Source organism: Gymnodinialimonas phycosphaerae (genome assembly GCF_019195455.1).
In the GTDB taxonomy this organism is placed as follows: Bacteria; Pseudomonadota; Alphaproteobacteria; order Rhodobacterales; family Rhodobacteraceae; genus Gymnodinialimonas; species Gymnodinialimonas phycosphaerae.
This window is the reverse complement of sequence record NZ_JAIMBW010000001.1, coordinates 1,550,648-1,568,137: the sequence shown is the minus strand read 5'-3', so window position 1 is coordinate 1,568,137 and position 17,490 is coordinate 1,550,648. Positions and strand designations below refer to the sequence as shown.

General features: G+C 63.1%; 16 protein-coding genes and 1 pseudogene. 15 read left to right on the top strand and 2 right to left on the bottom strand.

Features of this window, described 5'->3' with window-relative positions; genetic code table 11:
• The first annotated feature begins 187 nt into the window (after positions 1-187).
• Both KUL25_RS07655 and KUL25_RS07650 read left to right on the top strand, forming a co-directional pair.
• Entirely contained in the window at positions 188-2,629 is a 2,442-nt protein-coding gene (locus KUL25_RS07655; RefSeq protein WP_257892408.1) for an ATP-dependent helicase, read from the top strand.
• Positions 2,630-2,701: 72 nt separating this feature from the next.
• Complete coding sequence (locus KUL25_RS07650; RefSeq protein ID WP_257892407.1) at positions 2,702-3,256, top strand: hypothetical protein; 555 nt, start codon at positions 2,702-2,704, stop codon at positions 3,254-3,256.
• 10 nt (positions 3,257-3,266) lie between these two features.
• On the opposite strand, the gene KUL25_RS07645 is transcribed toward KUL25_RS07650, so the two are convergent.
• Positions 3,267-3,869, bottom strand: a complete 603-nt coding sequence (locus KUL25_RS07645; RefSeq protein ID WP_257892406.1) for a LysE family translocator — start codon at positions 3,867-3,869, stop codon at positions 3,267-3,269.
• Positions 3,870-3,941: 72 nt separating this feature from the next.
• Here KUL25_RS07645 and KUL25_RS07640 point away from each other — a divergent pair, with 72 nt between their 5' ends.
• On the top strand, positions 3,942-4,394 hold the full coding sequence (locus tag KUL25_RS07640) for an Lrp/AsnC family transcriptional regulator (protein WP_257892405.1): 453 nt from the start codon (positions 3,942-3,944) through the stop codon (positions 4,392-4,394).
• Between the two features lie 395 nt (positions 4,395-4,789).
• Here the strand turns inward: KUL25_RS07640 and KUL25_RS07635 are convergent, their stop codons facing one another.
• Entirely contained in the window at positions 4,790-5,011 is a 222-nt protein-coding gene (locus KUL25_RS07635) for a DUF1127 domain-containing protein (RefSeq protein ID WP_257892404.1), read from the bottom strand.
• A gap of 189 nt (positions 5,012-5,200) precedes the next feature.
• Between KUL25_RS07635 and KUL25_RS07630 the strand changes: the two genes are divergently transcribed.
• The 12 genes and pseudogenes from KUL25_RS07630 to murD all read left to right on the top strand — a co-directional run bounded on the left by KUL25_RS07630 (position 5,201) and on the right by murD (position 17,464).
• Positions 5,201-6,388 carry an MFS transporter gene (locus KUL25_RS07630; RefSeq protein ID WP_257892403.1) on the top strand — a complete coding sequence of 396 codons (1,188 nt, stop codon included), beginning with the start codon at positions 5,201-5,203 and terminating at the stop codon, positions 6,386-6,388.
• A 48-nt stretch (positions 6,389-6,436) separates the two neighbouring features.
• Positions 6,437-7,516, top strand: coding sequence for an Mrp/NBP35 family ATP-binding protein (locus KUL25_RS07625; protein WP_257892402.1), 1,080 nt, complete (start codon positions 6,437-6,439; stop codon positions 7,514-7,516).
• Between the two features lie 627 nt (positions 7,517-8,143).
• A pseudogene (locus KUL25_RS21900) lies at positions 8,144-8,239 on the top strand (division/cell wall cluster transcriptional repressor MraZ); the annotation flags it as partial.
• 57 nt (positions 8,240-8,296) lie between these two features.
• The gene (locus KUL25_RS07620) at positions 8,297-8,674 is read left to right on the top strand and encodes a hypothetical protein (RefSeq protein WP_257892401.1); all 378 of its coding nucleotides are present in this window, start codon (positions 8,297-8,299) and stop codon (positions 8,672-8,674) included.
• On the top strand, positions 8,671-9,651 hold the full coding sequence (gene rsmH, locus KUL25_RS07615) for a 16S rRNA (cytosine(1402)-N(4))-methyltransferase RsmH (RefSeq protein ID WP_257892400.1): 981 nt from the start codon (positions 8,671-8,673) through the stop codon (positions 9,649-9,651). Before KUL25_RS07620 ends, rsmH begins: the two co-directional genes overlap by 4 nt.
• A 2-nt stretch (positions 9,652-9,653) precedes the next feature.
• Positions 9,654-10,013, top strand: a complete 360-nt coding sequence (gene ftsL, locus KUL25_RS07610; protein ID WP_257892399.1) for a cell division protein FtsL — start codon at positions 9,654-9,656, stop codon at positions 10,011-10,013.
• Complete coding sequence (locus KUL25_RS07605) at positions 10,010-11,791, top strand: peptidoglycan D,D-transpeptidase FtsI family protein (protein WP_257892398.1); 1,782 nt, start codon at positions 10,010-10,012, stop codon at positions 11,789-11,791. The genes ftsL and KUL25_RS07605 overlap by 4 nt, the downstream gene beginning before the upstream one ends.
• 12 nt (positions 11,792-11,803) lie before the next feature.
• Positions 11,804-13,279: a UDP-N-acetylmuramoyl-L-alanyl-D-glutamate--2,6-diaminopimelate ligase gene (locus tag KUL25_RS07600; protein WP_257892397.1), complete on the top strand. Its 1,476-nt coding sequence runs from the start codon at positions 11,804-11,806 to the stop codon at positions 13,277-13,279.
• Positions 13,276-14,685 (top strand): UDP-N-acetylmuramoyl-tripeptide--D-alanyl-D-alanine ligase, encoded by a 1,410-nt coding sequence (locus tag KUL25_RS07595; protein WP_257892396.1) that lies wholly within the window; start codon positions 13,276-13,278, stop codon positions 14,683-14,685. Before KUL25_RS07600 ends, KUL25_RS07595 begins: the two co-directional genes overlap by 4 nt.
• 12 nt (positions 14,686-14,697) lie before the next feature.
• Positions 14,698-15,783: a phospho-N-acetylmuramoyl-pentapeptide-transferase gene (mraY, locus tag KUL25_RS07590; protein WP_257892395.1), complete on the top strand. Its 1,086-nt coding sequence runs from the start codon at positions 14,698-14,700 to the stop codon at positions 15,781-15,783.
• Positions 15,780-16,073, top strand: coding sequence for a hypothetical protein (locus tag KUL25_RS07585; RefSeq protein WP_257892394.1), 294 nt, complete (start codon positions 15,780-15,782; stop codon positions 16,071-16,073). The genes mraY and KUL25_RS07585 overlap by 4 nt, the downstream gene beginning before the upstream one ends.
• The gene (gene murD, locus KUL25_RS07580) at positions 16,070-17,464 is read left to right on the top strand and encodes a UDP-N-acetylmuramoyl-L-alanine--D-glutamate ligase (protein WP_257892393.1); all 1,395 of its coding nucleotides are present in this window, start codon (positions 16,070-16,072) and stop codon (positions 17,462-17,464) included. The genes KUL25_RS07585 and murD overlap by 4 nt, the downstream gene beginning before the upstream one ends.
• Positions 17,465-17,490: the final 26 nt, after the last annotated feature.

Below are 17,490 nucleotides of genomic sequence, written 5' to 3'. Positions count from 1 at the left end.
CTCACAAAATCCCTGAACCCCTGACAACTCAATCAAATTCGTCACAAATTGCGTCGGCCCCTTTCATCTTGCCAAGAAAACCTCCGGGGTCCGGGGCTGGCCCCGGTCCGACATCTGCAAACACGACCAGTAGAACAATCTGCGAACAAACCTTCCCCTCGCGCGCAACCCGCACTATCCTTACCTCATGACCCAATTCGACGATTCCGATGCCTTCGAGGCCGCCGCCACATCCTCGCTTGCCGCCCGCGCCATGGCCGCGCGGCCGCAGCCCTATATGGACGGCCTGAACCCGGCGCAGATCGCGGCTGTTAACCAGTTGGACGGCCCCGTCCTGATGCTGGCGGGGGCCGGTACCGGCAAGACCCGCGCTCTGACGGCACGCATCGCGCATCTGATGGCCACCGGCACCGCGCGCCCGAATGAGATCCTGGCCGTCACCTTCACCAACAAGGCAGCGCGTGAGATGAAGACGCGTGTCGGCGCGCTTCTGGGGCAACCTGCTGAAGGGATGCCGTGGCTGGGCACGTTCCATGCAATTTGTGTAAAATTGCTCAGACGCCATGCGGAACTGGCAGGTCTGAAGTCCAATTTCACCATCCTCGACACCGACGACCAGACCCGGCTGATGAAGCAGTTGATCGTGGCCGAGGGCATCGACGACAAGCGCTGGCCTGCCCGCGCGTTGGGCGCCATCATCGACGGCTGGAAGAACCGCGCTCTGACGCCCGACAAGGTGCCAAGTGCCGACCACGGGGCATTCAACCATCAAGGCGTGAAGCTCTACGCCCAATATCAAAGACGGCTACTAGAACTGAACGCCTGTGATTTCGGCGATCTGCTGCTGCATGTGATTCAGATTTTCCAGAACAACGAGGATCTGCTGGGCCAGTACCAACGCTGGTTCCGCTACATCCTTGTGGACGAATATCAAGACACCAACGTCGCCCAGTACCTCTGGCTGCGCCTTCTGGCGGCGGGGCACAGGAATATCTGCTGCGTGGGCGATGACGACCAGTCGATCTACGGCTGGCGCGGGGCGGAAGTGGGTAACATCCTGCGGTTCGAGAAGGATTTCGAAGGCGCCCATGTGGTTCGGCTGGAGCAGAACTACCGCTCGACCGGGCATATCCTGGCGGCGGCCTCGGGTGTCATCGCGGGCAACAAGGGCCGCCTTGGAAAGACGCTTTGGACGGACGGCGAGGACGGCGAAAAAGTGCGCCTGATCGGTCATTGGGACGGTGATGAGGAAGCGCGCTGGATCGGTGAAGAGATCGAGGCGATGGGCCGCGGCACCCGCGGCATGGCCCCCATCAATCCCAATTCCATCGCTATTCTGGTCCGCGCCTCGCACCAGATGCGTGCCTTTGAAGACCGGTTCCTGACCATCGGTCTGCCCTACCGCGTCATCGGTGGCCCCCGCTTCTACGAGCGGATGGAGATCCGCGATGCCATGGCCTATTTCCGCGTCGTCGTCTCACCTGACGATGATCTGGCGTTCGAGCGTATCGTGAACACGCCCAAACGCGGGCTTGGCGACAAGGCACAGCAGACGATCCAGAAGATGGCACGTTCCAATGGCGTGAGCCTGCTGGAGGGCGCGCGGCTGTGCGTGGAGACGCAAGCGATCGGCGGCAAGGGCGGGCGCGAATTGCGCACGCTTGTCGAAGGCTTGGCGCGCTGGCGGGCGCAGCTTGGGGCGCCCCGCGCCGTGAGGCCGGTAGATGATCTGATAGAAGAAGAGGGCGCGCCCAAGGGTGTCAGCCACGTGGAACTGGCTGAAATCATTCTTGATGAGTCCGGCTACACGGCGCATTGGCAAAACGACAAGACGCCAGAGGGACCGGGCCGGTTGGAGAACCTCAAGGAACTGGTCAAGGCTTTGGAAAACTTCGAGAACCTGCAAGGCTTTCTCGAACACGTCAGCCTGATCATGGACAATGAACAGGACGATCAAGAACCCAAAGTCACGCTGATGACGCTTCACGCCGCCAAGGGGCTGGAATTTCCGGCGGTCTTCCTGCCCGGTTGGGAAGACGGGTTGTTCCCGTCCCAACGCTCCATGGACGAGAGCGGCCAGACGGGGTTGGAGGAAGAACGCCGCCTCGCCTATGTCGGCATCACCCGGGCCGAGGAAGTCTGCACGATCTCGTTCGCCGGAAACCGCCGCGTCTACGGTCAGTGGCAATCCCAGATGCCATCCCGCTTCATCGACGAATTGCCCGAGGATCGCGTCGAAGTGCTGACCCCGCCCGGACTTTACGGCCACCAAAGCTCCATGAGCGCCACCGCCAGCCCGGTCGAGCGGGAGATGGCAGGTTCCAACCTCCATGAAAAAGCGGCCAGCGCGGATGTCTACAACTCGCCGGGCTGGAGACGCCTGCAATCACGGCAAGGCCAATACGGCACGCGCCAGCCGTCGGAAGCGAAGGCCATGACCATCGACGCAGAGGCGATCAGCGTTTTCAGCGTTGGCGACCGGGTCTTCCACCAAAAGTTCGGCTATGGCGTCGTGAATTCGGTGGAGGGCGACAAGCTGGGGATCGCGTTCGACAAGGCCGGGTCCAAGCATGTCGTGGGCCGGTTTCTGGTGGCAGCGGGGCAAGAGGGGGACGATGTCCCGTTTTAGGATCACCCACCCTCGACCCAGCCCGCATCGCGCCCTAGGTTGGTCTCAACTCGTTCAGACGCGGAGACCTTCATGTTGCGCCCCTTGATCGCTTTGGCCCTGCTGCCGTTTCTCACGTCGCAAGCCACGGCGCAGACCTTTCTGACCCGCGCCGAAGTGATCGCGCATATGGATGAAGCGGTGTTCTGTTATTATCCGGACGCGCGGCTGTCATGTGCCTGGGCCGAGCTTTACACCGAGCAGAACGACGATCACGCCGTGCTGATCACCGCGTCGGCCACGTGGGATTTCCCGATGGAAGTTGCCGAATACCGGATCGATTGGCGCGGCGATGCCCTGTGTATTCCCTATGAGGATCAAGGCTTGCGCGCGATGTGGCAGGCCGAAGGGTATCGCTTCCCCTTTGATCTGGAAGGCTTCACCGCGCTGCCCGCCGAGGATATTCCGGCCCGGGTCGAGGAATTGCGCGAGGGCTCGCCGAGGGAGTTCTGTTTTCAGTACACCAACGATCCAGAAACGCCGGGCCAGCTTCTGCAACATGTGTTCCGCGACGGGGTTTGGGACGCAGAGCCCGATCCGATTGCCTTGATTCCCCGCTTCGCCAGCGGCGTCGCGGTGCGGCCCTAGGCGAAGGCCCTCACTCTGAGGGAAGGATCATCGGGTAAAGCGACAGGACCAGCAGCGCTGCCATGGTCCAATTGAACGCCCTGAGTCGCCCCGGCCCGTCCAACCAGCGCCGCACCTGCGTGCCGCCCCAGACCCATGTGGCGACTGACGGAAGGTTCACAAGCGCGAATATCACGGCAATCGCGACCGCGCCGGGCCACCCCGCGCCCTCCGTGGTGAAGTTGGTCTGGGCATAGATCGACATGTAGATCGCCTTGGGGTTTACCCATTGGAAGCCTGCCGCTTGCAGGAACGTCAGCGGTTTCGTCCCTTCGCGGGCATCGGCAGGCGGTGCGGCGTTGGCCACTTTCCAGGCCAACCACAAGAGGTAAGCAACCGAGACGACCGTCAATGCCGTGCGCAGCCATGGGATAACGTCGAAGACCTGGACCAGCCCCAGCCCAAGAATCAGCGTCATCGCTCCGTGCCCTAACGACACGCCCAACATATGTGGCAGGGTGCGCTTGAGGCCAAAGTTCACCCCCGAGGCCATCAGCATGATGTTGTTGGGCCCCGGCGTGATCGAGGAGGCGAAGGCAAACAGCACAAGGCCGCTGAGAAGCTCATAAGTCATTACGCAACATTAGGGGGGCTTGGGCCGAATGTAATTGCGAAATGCGCAGAAATTGCCGAAGATGGACAACATATGGCGAAGATTGACGAAAAAGACCGGCAGATATTGCGTGAACTTGCGCGCGATGGGCGGATCTCGAACCTCGATTTGGCGGAACGGGTGGCGCTGTCGCCCTCGGCGACGCTGCGCCGCGTTCAGGCGCTTGAGGCGGGCGGTGTGATTGCAGGCTACCGCGCGGTGCTGGACCCCTTGGCCATGGGCGTGGGGTTTATCGCCTACATTACAGTGGGTTTGGGGCTGCACACCAAGGCATCACAACTGGCGTTCGAAGCGGCTGTCGCCAAAGCCGCGGAAGTCGTCGAATGCCACAACATCACGGGAACGGTCGAATACCTGCTGCGCGTGGAGGTGCCGGATCTTGTCGCCTACAAGCGCTTTCACACGGATGTTTTGGGGGCATTGCCACAGGTAGCGACGATCACGACCTTTGTCGTGATGGGCTCACCCAAAGATATGCGCGCCTGAAACGCGCGGGCCGAAGAAGCGTGGTTCTGAAAAGAAAAAGGCGGTGATGGGTTTCTGGGAGGAAAGAACCATCACCGCCGATAACTGACCCACCCGATGGGAGGAAAGGGCTGGGTCGTCGTATGGCCCGGGTCCGATGGGAGGAACGGACCTATGCCGTAATGTTCAGACCGAACCGATGGGAGGAAAGGCGCGGTCTGTCGTGTGGAGCCACTCCAAAGGGAGGAGGAGGAGCAGCCCCGCTGATCACGGCCTCGATGGGAGGAAAGAGACCGGATATCTGACCCGACGTGAGGGCCGTTGTAGAGAGGCGGGCGCACCCAAGGGAGGGTTGGGTGCGGCCCGCTGTCCCGGATACCCCGTGGGAGGACGGGGACCGGTATCTTTCGCAGCGCTTAGGCGTTTTTGCCGTAAGCCGCTTCCAGCGCGATGCGCTTGATCATGGAGGGGTTGATCCCCAGGTCGGTCATCTCGCGCAGCGAGAGGTCCTGCAGCTCGGACAGCGTGGTGCGGTATATGCGCCAGTTGCTGTAGGCTTGCAGTGCGGTTGTGCGCAGATCGGCCAAGCGTTGGCCGATGGGAGCGGTGTGGGTGCGGTTGCCTGTGATATAGGCCATGGTCGTCCTCAATTTCATTTCATGGGCAATGCGGAGGCTCTTGTCCTTCCTGTGCCCGGGTGGTTGTGTTTTTCCGTCTGTCCCGATTGAAGATAGTGAAATGCTGCAGCTGCACAATGGACGAAACCGAATTGCCGCCATGCAGCATGTGCATAGCACATTTCTGTTACATTCCCTTAGGTTAACAACATGTTGATCGCTGGAGGCGCCTTTGCGGATCGGCAGTTCAAGCTGTTTTTCGGCGGCGTCTTCTTCGCTGTGCAAGCGCTTTGGATCCAGCGCGTCACCTTGGCTTGGTTGGCGTGGGAACGGACGGGGCAGGCCTCGACCGTGGGGATCGTCGCTGCGCTGAGCCTTCTGCCGACGCTTGTCTTGGGGCCGTTCTTTGGCGTGCTGACGGACCGGGTGAACATCCGCAGCGCGGCGTTCGTAACGAACGGGTTGATGGCGTTCATCATCGCGGTGCTGGCCTTGCTGGCCAGTGACGTCAGCGCGGTGGGCCTTTCGTTGGCGGCGTTGAGCATCGGCATGATCTCGGCCGCGCACCATCCGATCCGGATGTCGCTGGGGCCGAGGTTGGTGCCCGCGGACATGGTGCAGCATGTGGTGGCGGTCACGGCGCTCAACTTCAACATCGGCCGTCTGGTGGCCCCGGTCTTCGCGGGTTGGGTGATTGCCACGGCGGGGGGCACCACCGCCCTTTGGCTGGCAGCGCTGTGCTACTTGCCGATGTTGCTGGTGCTGCCGGCGCTGCACCCGCGTGGGCTGCCACCCCGGCCTTCGGCACCCTTCCTCAGCGACCTGGTAGAAGGGGTTCGCTATGCCGCCGCAACACCGCTGATCCGCCAGGCCCTACTGATCACGCTGGTCTTCGCCTCTTCCGCCCGAGGGGCTTTGGAAGTCTTGCCAGTTGTCGCCGACGGCGGCTTCGGACGCGGCGCGGCGGGACTGGGGTATCTGACGGCGGCGGCGGGCGCGGGGGCGCTGATCTCGGCGGTATTGAAGGCGGCGGGCGTGGCCGCGGTGGGCGCGCGCATCCCGCGTGCGGTCTGGGTCGCAAGCTTTGCGGGGCAGGGGGCGGTGATCGCGATGGGACTCGCCCCGTCTTGGCCGATCGTCCTGCTGGCGGCGGGGTTAACGGGGTTAACCTCCACGTGGTGTGGGGTCAGTTTGCAATCGGCGATCCAATCGGGACTGCCCGACAGCTACCGGGGCCGGGTGATGAGCTTCTGGGTTGTCGTGGGCTTCGGCACCGTGTCTCTGGGTGCCATGAGCATCGGGGCCGCAGCCGACATCATCGGCATCGGCCGGGCGTTGGCGGTCGCGGGCGCCCTTGGGGTCATGGGCCTTGCAGTTGTGGGGGTGCGCGCCCGGTGAATTCACCCTATGTGAAGGAAAACATCGCATACGATAAGGAGGCACCCCATGGCCCAGACCCGTGAAACGATCTTAGACGCCCTCTCCAAGATCGGCCTGCCCGATGGTGGCGACCTCGTCAGCCGCGACATGATCCGCGCGTTGATGGTGCAAGACGGCAAGGTCAGCTTCATCATCGAGGCGCCATCGCCCGCAATCGCAAAGCAGATGGCGGGCCTGCGCGACGGGGTGCAGGAGTTCATCGGCAAGATGGAAGGCGTTACCTCCGTGTCCGTGGCGCTGACGGCCCATAGCGAAAAGCCTTCCGCCCCCAAGAGCCCGCCGCCCAACCTGTCGGTGGGTGGCCACATGAAACCGCAGGAAGGCCCCATGCGCCCCAAGGGCGTGGCCCGGATCATCGGGATCGGCTCGGGCAAGGGCGGCGTTGGCAAGTCGACGGTATCGACGAACCTGGCCGTTGCGCTGGCGCGGCAGGGCAGGCGGGTCGGCCTGCTGGATGCCGACATTTATGGGCCATCTGTGCCGCGGATGATGGGGGTCAACAAGCGGCCCGCGTCGCCTGACGGAAAGACGATCATCCCGTTGCACGGCCATGGCGTCACGTTGATGTCCATCGGCTTCATGTTGCCGGCCGAGAAAGCCGTGGTCTGGCGCGGGCCGATGCTGATGGGTGCGTTGCAGCAGATGTTGACCCAGGTGGAGTGGGGCGAGTTGGATGTGTTGCTGGTCGACCTGCCGCCGGGCACCGGTGACGTGGCGATGACGCTTTGCCAGAAGTCCGAAGTGTCGGGGGCAATTGTGGTTTCCACGCCGCAGGACGTGGCCCTGCTGGACGCGCGCAAGGCGCTGAACATGTTCGAGACGCTGAAGACTCCGGTTCTGGGCCTGATCGAGAATATGGCGACGTACCATTGCCCCAAATGCGGCCACGAGGCGCATATCTTTGGCGAGGGCGGCGTGCGCGCCGAGGCCGAGAAACTGGGCCTGCCTTTCCTGGGGGCGCTGCCGATTGACCTCGACACACGGATCGGCGGCGATGCCGGCACCCCGGTCGCCTTGGGAGATAGTCCCATGGCCGAAGCCTACGCAGATCTTGCAAAACGCTTCATCGACGGCGGGATGGCCTGAATTGGGCCTTCGGTGGGGGTGCCTCGCACCCTCACCACCGCGATTCACACACAATTCGAATCAGTAAAATAAGAACAAAACGGGATCACGAGGCCGTGATCACGTGGCTGTTGGGTGGTTTTGGGAAAAATCTGCCACCATCCCCCACTTTCCTCCCCCACATCACGCCACCCCTACATTGTGAGGTTAGTGGCGCTGGCCCTACTAGATAGGCCTATGCCGTGTGTCGTTCAGGCACCAGATACTGTGTCAGTATGGGGTTAAAATCAATAGATTGGGGTGTTGTCCCAAAAAAAGGTGTTGATTGGGAAGGTTTCCCATGGGACAAGAATTCATCGACAACGAGACAAGACAAAGGATCACACAGGTCCGAACCAAAAAACAAAAATAGGCAGGTTCATACAGGCATCTCATTCGTCGAAACAAAGAGATCCGGCGCGTAGGCGAGCAGACATCCCCCCAGGTAGTTTGCGCAGTCGGACACCCCAGAAATGGGACGAGGGCGGCGGATTGAGGAGTGGCAGCTTCCTCAATCCGCCGTTTCCATTTCCGGACCCCCGTGCCGAAAGGCGCACAGGAGCGGAATAGTGATTGCGGCCAGTTTGTGGCAAATTTGAGGCAGTACGCGTGGACACGAGGTTTCAGGGCACCAATGTGTGCAAGGTTGATGGGAAGGGCCGGGTTTCACTCCCGGCTAAGTTCCGTCGCACCTTGCAGGCCCAGGATGCGTCCTGCGCGACCGGTGATGCGCCCCGCCTCTACGTCGCCTACGGCAACCCCATGAATGACTTCGTCGAGTGCCTGTCGGGCAATGCCTATGACGCCCTCGATCGGCGCATCCAGTCCATGCCGGAAGGCGAGGAAGAGCGTGAAGTCCTTGAAATCCTGTTCTATTCGCTTTGCGATGAGGTTCAGGTCGATGACACCGGTCGCTTCGTTCTGCCTGCCATGGCGCGCGAGAAGCTGGCGCTGGATGGCGAGGCGGTCTTCCAGGGCAAGGGGACCAAATTCCACATCCTCAAGCCCGCCGATAGCGAGGCCTCCAAGGACAAGTTGGCCGCGATGCTGGCAAAACTGTCGGAGGGCAAGGAATTCTTCAACCCCGTGTCGCTTGCGAACACGCCCAAATCCACACCGGTCACAGACAATGCCGAATGACAGACGCCCGCGATCAGCCACACATCCCGGTTCTTCTGGGCGCCATTCTGCGCGAAGTGGCACCAGTTTCTGGCGTATGGCTGGACGGAACCTTCGGCGCTGGTGGATACGCCCGTGGCTTGCTTGAGGCAGGAGCGGATACGGTGATCGGGGTGGATCGCGATCCTATGGCCTTCGAGATGGCCGCAGATTGGGCCGGGTCCTATGCTGGTAAACTACGTCTGGAAGAGGGGACATTCTCTGATCTGGATGTCCTGGCAGGAGAGCCGCTGGATGGCGTGACGCTTGATCTGGGCGTTTCCTCCATGCAGCTTGATATCGCAGAACGGGGATTCTCGTTCATGCGTGACGGGCCGCTGGATATGCGGATGGGCCAAACCGGCGTGTCCGCTGAGGATCTGGTAAACGACGCGCCGGACAAGCTGTTGGCCGACATCCTGTTTCAATATGGGGAAGAGCGCGCGTCCCGCCGGATCGCCAAGGCAATCGTCGCGGAGAGGTTAAAGCATCGCATTAACTCTACGCTACAATTAGCTGGAATCATTGAAAAGTGCTTGCCGCGCAAGAAGCCGGGTCAAAGCCACCCTGCGACACGCTCTTTCCAGGCCATTCGCATCGCCGTGAATGATGAGTTCGGCCAATTGGCCCAAGGGCTGATGGCCGCCGAGCGTGCGTTGAAGCCTGGTGGCAAATTGGCGGTGGTTACGTTTCATTCCAGCGAAGATCGCATCGTGAAGAAATTCATGGCCGAGCGCGCCAGCACCGGGGGCGGTGGCTCTCGCTATGAACCCGAGGCCGAGGCCAAGACACCCGGCTTTACCCTGACGCCCCGCAAGGCGATTGCGCCAGATACCGATGAGGTCGCGCGAAACACCCGCGCACGCTCGGCCAAGTTGCGCATCGCCACGCGCACCGACGCGCCCGCACAAGCCGTCGATCCAAAGGTGTTGGGGTTGCCGCAGTTGGAGGGCCTTTAACCATGCGCTTCACAACGTTGATTGCCGCCATTCTGGTCGTTGTTCTGGGCTACTGGGCCTATCATCAGACGATACAGACTCAGATGGCCGACCGCGAGGTCAACCGCCTGCATCAGCAGATCGCCCATGAGCACGAGCGCCTTGGCGTGTTGCGTGCGGAGTGGGCCTATCTGAACCGCCCGGACCGCCTGCGTGAGCTGGCGGATTTCAACTTTGAGCGTCTTGGCCTGTTGCCGCTGACCCCTGACCAATTCGGCGACGTGGCGCAGATCCCGTTCCCGTCGCCCATCGATGACGCGGAAGCGTTCATCTTCGAAAACTCCTCCACGCCCGCGTGGGACGGAGAGGTGGAGCCCCTATGAGCCTGCGCATTCCGTTAAGACCATTAACCCGCATCCTTGACGCCCGCGCCCGGGGCGAAAACCCCGATAATGTCGAGAAAGAGAACCTGCGTCTGCGCCATGAAGGTGTGCGCGACAAGATGCGGATCCGTGCAGAGTCGCGTCTGCTTCTGGTCGCGCTCTGCTTCGTTCTGGCGTTTGGCGCCGTGGGCACCCGCATGGCGGCGCTGGCGACCTCCGCCCCGACCGAACCGCGCCTCGTCGCCCAAGAGCCGACGATCCTGAACACGCGCGCCGATATCACCGACCGGCATGGGCGCATCCTGGCGACGAATTTCGCCACCAACGCACTTTACGCCCACCCCCAAGACCTGGTCTATCCGCGCGCCGCCGCCGAAGGCCTCGCGGCGATCTTCCCCGAGATGGACGCCGATGACCTGCATCGCCGCTTCACCAGCGGGTCGCGGTTTCTGTGGCTGAGGCGCTACATTTCGCCCGAGCAGGAGCAAATGGTTCACGACCTTGGTGAACCGGGCCTCCTGTTCGGCCCGCGCGAGATGCGTCTTTATCCCAACGGCTCCATCGCCGCGCATATCCTGGGTGGCGCCAGCTTCGGCGAAGAGGCGGTGAATGCGGCGGAAGTCATCGGTATCGCGGGCGTCGAGGCGCGGTTCGACGAGGAATTGCGCGACCCCTCCCGCGTCGATCCGCTGATGTTGTCGCTGGACCTGACGGTGCAGGCCGCGGTGGAAGAAGTACTGGCGGGTTCCATGTCCTTGATGGGCGCGCGGGGCGCGGCCGCAGTCTTGATGGATGTGCACACGGGCGAGGTCATCTCGATGGCCAGCTTGCCCGATTTCGACCCCAACGCGCGGCCCCGTCCGCTGCTGGAAGGGGATCAGGCCGACAGCCCGCTGTTCAACAGGGCCGTGCAGGGCGTCTACGAATTGGGAAGTGTTTTCAAGACCTTCACCATTGCACAGGCATTAGAGCTGAACCTCTACAGCCCCTTCGACATGATCGACACAACAGGCCCCTTGCGTATGGCCGATTTCGCAATTCGCGACTTTTCCAACTATGGCCCCGAGCAGAGCGTGACGGACGTGCTGGTTCATTCGTCCAACATCGGCACGGCGCGCATGGCGCGGGTGATCGGGGGCGAACGGCAGCGCGACTTCCTGGATCAGCTGGGTCTGTTGGAGCCGACGCCGGTGGAACTGGTCGAGGCGGGCTCGGCGCGCCCCCTGCTGCCGCCGCGCTGGGGGGAGTTGGCGACGATGACGATTTCCTACGGCCACGGCGTGTCCACATCGCCCCTGCATCTGGCGGCGGCCTATTCGACCATCGTCAACGGTGGCACGACGATCGAGCCGACGCTGATCCGCCGAGAGACACCGCAAAACGGGCCCCGCGTGATATCGGAAGGGACGAGCCGGATCATCAACACGATGCTACGCTCGGTCGTGACCGACGGCACCGCCAGTTTCGGCGAGGTCGAAGGCTACCACGTCGGCGGCAAGACCGGCACCGCCGACCTGCCACGCCCGCAAGGCGGCTATTATGACGACCGCAACCTGAACACCTTCGCCAGCGCCTTTCCGATGACGGACCCGCAATACGTGCTGATCGTGACGCTACAAGAGGCGGCCGATCCGTCGGGCAACCAACCACGCCGCACGGCGGGTTGGACGGCGGTGCCCTTTGCGGCCGAAATCATCCGCCGCACCGCGCCGCTTCTGGGCCTGCGACCAGACGTTGAACATCCCCTCGGTTTGCAGCTATCCAACTCCTCGAACTGAGGGGGCGGGCGAATGGTTGAGAGACGACTTTCCGATCTGGGGCTGACGCCCATGACCGGGGGCGATGTGGGGGTGTCCGGCCTTGCGCTGGATAGCCGGAAGGTGGTGGCAGGGACGTTGTTCGCTGCATTGCCCGGGTCGCAGGTCCATGGCGGAGAGTTCATCCAATATGCCCTGCGCATGGGCGCAGGGGCGATCCTGACAGACCGCAAGGGCGCCGAGATTGCTGCGACGGAACTGGCCGCCTCGGACGCTTCTTTGGTTGTTGTAGAAGATGCGGCGGAAGCCTTGGCCCATGCGGCCGCACTTTTCTTCGGCGCACAGCCCGAAACGATGGTGGCCGTGACGGGGACCAACGGAAAGACCTCGGTCGCCAGTTTCACGCGGCAAATCTGGGAAGCCATGGGCCGCTCCGCAGTGAATATCGGCACCACCGGCGTGGAGGGCGCGTTTGCTGCGCCGGGCCTGCACACAACGCCGGAACCGGTGACATTGCATGGCGTGCTGGCCGAGATGGCCGCGTCCGGCGTGACCCATGCGGCGATGGAGGCCTCGTCCCACGGCCTGGATCAGAAGCGGATGGACGGTGTGCGCCTTGCGGCGGCGGCGTTTACCAATCTGACGCAGGACCACCTCGATTATCACGGCACGATGGAGGCCTATTTCGAGGCCAAGCTGCGGCTTTTCACCGGGCTCTTGCCCGAGGATGGCGTGGCGGTGGTGAACATGGATGACGCACACGGCCCGCGCGTGGCCGAAGCGTGCGCGGCGCGCGGGATCGAGGTGTTGGGCGTCGCGCAATACGCCAATGCGGCGCTGAAGATCACCGGGCGGCGGATTGATGAAACGGGACAAGACGTCCTGTTCCGCTGGCAGGGGGAGGGTCGTCAGGTGCGGCTCGATCTGATCGGTGCGTTTCAGGCAATGAACGTGCTGACCGCTGCCGGTTTGGTGATCGCGGGCGGTGAAAACCCCGAAGATGTCTTTGCGGTTCTGCCGAAAATGACCGGCGTGCGCGGCCGGATGGAGCTGGCCGCCCGGCGCAGCCACGGTGCGCCGATATATGTCGATTATTCGCATACGCCCGATAGCCTTGAAGTGGCGCTGAAGGCGCTGCGACCCCATGTGTTGGGCCGTTTGGTCGTTGTTTTCGGGGCGGGCGGCGACCGCGACACCGGCAAGCGTCCGCTGATGGGGGCTGCTGCAGCGGCCTATGCGGATGTCGCATTTGTGACAGATGACAACCCGCGCAGCGAGGATCCGGCAAGCATCCGCGCCGCCGTGTTGGCGGGGTGCCCCGAGGCCACTGAGGTTGCGGATCGCGCCGAGGCGATTTTGCGCGGCGTCGACATGCTGGAACCCGGTGACGCGTTGCTGATCGCGGGAAAAGGGCATGAGACGGGGCAGCAGGTGGGTGATGTGATTTACCCGTTCGACGATGTCGAGCAGGCCTCGGTCGCGGTCGCGGCTTTGGAGGGCGCAATATGACCTTGTGGACCGCTGAAAGTGCCGCCGAGGCCACGGGCGGCACGGCGCGCGGGACGTGGCAGGCCAGCGGCGTTTCCATCGACACCCGCACGATTGAGCCGGGCGATCTGTTCGTGGCGCTGGCTGCCGCGCGCGATGGCCACGAATTCGTGGCCCAAGCGCTGGAAGCAGGCGCCTGCGCCGCGTTGGTTAACCATATTCCCGACGGCGTGAATCCGGACAGATGCCTGGTCGTGGACGACGTACTGCCCGCATTGGAGCGCCTCGGTCAAGCAGCCCGCGCCCGCACGAATGCCCGTGTGATCGCGATCACCGGTTCCGTCGGGAAGACCACCGCCAAGGAAATGCTGAAACAAGCGCTGAGCGGGCAGGGAAAGATTCATGCCGCAGTCGCCTCGTACAACAACCACTGGGGGGTGCCCCTGACGCTGGCCCGCATGCCCGCCGACACCGACTACGCGGTGATCGAAATCGGCATGAGCAACCCCGGAGAGATCGCCCCGCTGACCCGAATGGCGCGGCCCCATGTGGCGTTGATCACCACAATCGCCCCCGCCCATCTGGAGGCTTTTGGTCGTATCGAGGGCATCGCCGAAGAGAAAGCGAGCCTTTTTGAGGGGTTGGAGCCCGACGGCGTTGCAATCGTGCCGCTGGACGTCGGCACGGCGCAGATCCTGATCGACAAGGCGAAGGCCCACGCCGCCGAAGTGATCACTTTTGGCGAGACTGAGGGCGCTGACCTGCGCCTGACTGACGTCATGCTGAGCGAAGACAGCACCGTGATGCGGATCGCCACGGAGGAAGGCGGGCGCCTGGCGAAGCTGTCGGTTTCGGGCCGTCACTACGCGGCTAACGCAGTCGGCGTTCTGTGCGCCGTGGCGGCCTCGGGCGCGGATACGACGCAAGCGGCCATGGCGTTGGCGCATTGGCAACCCGTTGCAGGCCGGGGGCAACGCGAACGCATTCAGTTGAGCCAAACCGACGACATCGCGATCGAACTGATCGATGATGCGTTCAATGCCAATCCCGCGTCGCTCACCTCGGGGTTGGAGGTGCTGGCCGCCACCACGCCCACGCGCGGCGGGCGCCGTATCGCGATTCTAGGCGACATGCTGGAGTTGGGCGAGGACGCTGCGCAGATGCACGCCGATGTCGCCGCGCTGGCGTCGATCGAGGCGGTGGACGTGATCCATACCTGCGGGCCCCTGATGGCGCATTTGCAAGCTGCCTTGCCCGGCGCAAAGCGGGGCCTCCACGAGGCCGCGGCGCAGGATCTGTGCCGCGCCGTTCCACGCACGCTCAGGCCCGGTGACGTGGTTCTGGTAAAGGGCTCTAAGGGCTCTCGCGTGTCCCTTGTGGTTGACGCCCTGCGGAAACTGGGGCAATCGCTTGAGGGTGAAGGGTGAGGTGACAGCTACATGTTGTTTTGGCTAAGTGAACTGTCCGACGGCGGCGACGTCTTCAACCTGTTCCGATATATCACTTTTCGCGCCGGGGGCGCCTTTTTCACGGCGCTGGTCTTCGGCTTCATCTTCGGTCGCCCCCTGATCAATGCCCTGCGCCGCAAGTACAAGGACGGCCAACCGATCCGCGAGGATGGCCCCGCGAGCCACCTGGAAACGAAGGCCGGCACGCCGACAATGGGGGGGCTTCTGATTCTGGCGGCCCTCAGCCTGTCGACGCTGATGTGGGCGCGCCTCGACAACCCTTATGTCTGGCTCGTTCTGGGCGTCACTGTGTGCTTCGGCCTTATCGGTTTTGCCGATGACTGGGCCAAGGTCAGCCGCAACACCAGTGCCGGTGTCTCGGGCAAGGTGCGGTTGGCGGTGGGGTTTGCGATCGCATTGGCGGCCGGGATTGTGGCGGCGCAATTGCACCCGGAAGAGCTGTCCAACCAACTGGCAATGCCGGTGTTCAAGGACGTCTTGCTGAACATGGGCTGGATGTATCTGCCCTTTGTGATGATCGTGATCGTGGGCTCGGCCAATGCGGTGAACCTGACCGATGGCCTCGATGGCCTTGCCATCATGCCGGTGATGATCGCGGCGGGCACCCTTGGGGTGATCGCCTATGCAGTGGGCCGTGTGGATTTCACCGAATATCTGGACGTGCATTATGTGCCCGGAACGGGCGAATTGCTGATTTTCACCGCCGGGCTAATCGGCGGTGGTCTTGGGTTTTTGTGGTATAATGCGCCGCCTGCTGCCGTTTTCATGGGTGACACGGGCTCACTGGCCCTCGGCGGGGCGCTTGGCGCGATTGCCGTGTGCACCAAGCATGAGATCGTCTTGGCCATTGTCGGCGGGCTTTTCGTGGCAGAGGCGGTCAGCGTGATCGTGCAGGTGCTTTACTTCAAGGCGACCGGCAAGCGCGTGTTCCTGATGGCCCCCATACACCACCATTTCGAGAAGCAGGGATGGGCGGAGCCGCAAATCGTGATCCGCTTCTGGATCATTTCGCTGATCCTTGCCTTGATCGGATTGGCGACGCTGAAGCTGCGATGAACCCGTTTGTGCGCCGGGTCTCGGCCGAGGTTGACGGGCGGCGGATTGAGGTCATCAACCATTGGTTCAAGGGGTGTGCGGTGCAGGTCGACGACGTCGAGGTCGCGCAAAGCGATCAAAAGCTGTCCTTGACGGAAGAACATCCATTGATCGAAGTCACGGTTGATGGGCCCTCGGGTCCGCTGAACATCGACGTGCGCATTCTGGCGATTCTTTTCGTGCAGATCGAGTTGCGCGTGAATGGGCGGTATGTAGCGGGCAGCCGGTTGGTCAAGGAGCAAGAGCAATGATACCTGTGGTTGGCTTTGAAGGGCGCAAGGTTGCGGTGCTGGGGCTTGGGCGCTCGGGGCTGGCCGCGGCACGGGCGCTGCGCGCGGGCGGTGCCGATGCGCTATGCTGGGACGACGGTGAGGCCGGGCGTGCGCGCGCCTCGGCCGAAGGGTTCGTGATCCACGATCCCGTGCGCGACGGGCTGGAGGGCGTGGCCTGCTTGGTCACCTCGCCGGGCATTCCGCACCTTTATCCTGCGCCACACCGCGCGATTGCGGCGGCTTATGCAGCAGGCGTGCCCGTGGACAACGACGTGGGCCTGTTCTTCAGGTCCTTGGGGCAGGGGGATTGGGCGTTTCACGACACGCCGCCGCGTGTCGTGGCGGTGACTGGATCGAACGGGAAATCGACGACCTCGGCCTTGATCGCCCATATCTTGCAAGAAGCGGGCACACCGGTGCAGCTGGCGGGCAACATCGGGCGCGGGGTCCTGGACATCGAGCCGCCCATCGACGGCGAGGTCGTGGTGCTGGAACTGTCGTCCTACCAGACGGAACTCGCCCGTGCGCTGACCCCTGATATTGCTGTTTTCACCAACCTTTCCCCCGACCATCTGGATCGCCACGGCGGGATGGGTGGATATTTCGCGGCTAAACGGCGCCTGTTTGCGGAAGGCGGACCGGAGCGGGCGGTGATCGGCGTCGATGAGGTGGAGGGCCAGTACCTGGCCGGGCAGATGGTCGAAGGGCTGGAGGATGGCCGCCTGATCCGCGTCTCCTCGGGCAAGTTGAGCGGCCCGGGGTGGGACATCAGCACCCGCAAGGGCTGGCTGAGCGAGTTTCGCAAGGGCCGGCAAGCGGCCTCCATCGACCTGCGTGCCGTGCCCGGTTTGCCGGGGGCCCATAACCATCAGAACGCCGCCTGCGCCTATGGTGTCTGCCGCGCGTTGGGCCTTGCGCCGCGCGTGATCGAGGCCGCGTTCGGCACCTTCGAAGGGCTCCCCCACCGCTCTCAGCGGGTGGCCGAAATCAACGGCGTCTTCTACGTCAACGACAGCAAGGCCACCAATGTGGATGCGGCGGTGAAGGCCCTTGGTGCGTTCAAACACATCCGCTGGATCTGCGGCGGGCTGGAAAAGGACGGCGGCCTGGAGGCGCTGTGGGAAGCGGCGGGCAACGTCGCCAAGGCCTACGTGATAGGCCGCGAAGCCGAAGCCTTCGCGCTCCATCTGGGCGATATCCCAGTGGAGGTCTGCGGCGATATGGCGACCGCCGTGGCCCGCGCAAGCGCCGACGCGCAGCCCGGCGATACGGTGCTGCTGGCCCCTGCGGCGGCCAGTTTCGACCAATACGACAGTTTCGAGGGACGCGGCGCGGACTTCATCGCACAGGTCGAAGCGCTCAAAGCCTGAAGACGCGGCAGGCGCTGCCCTGTCAT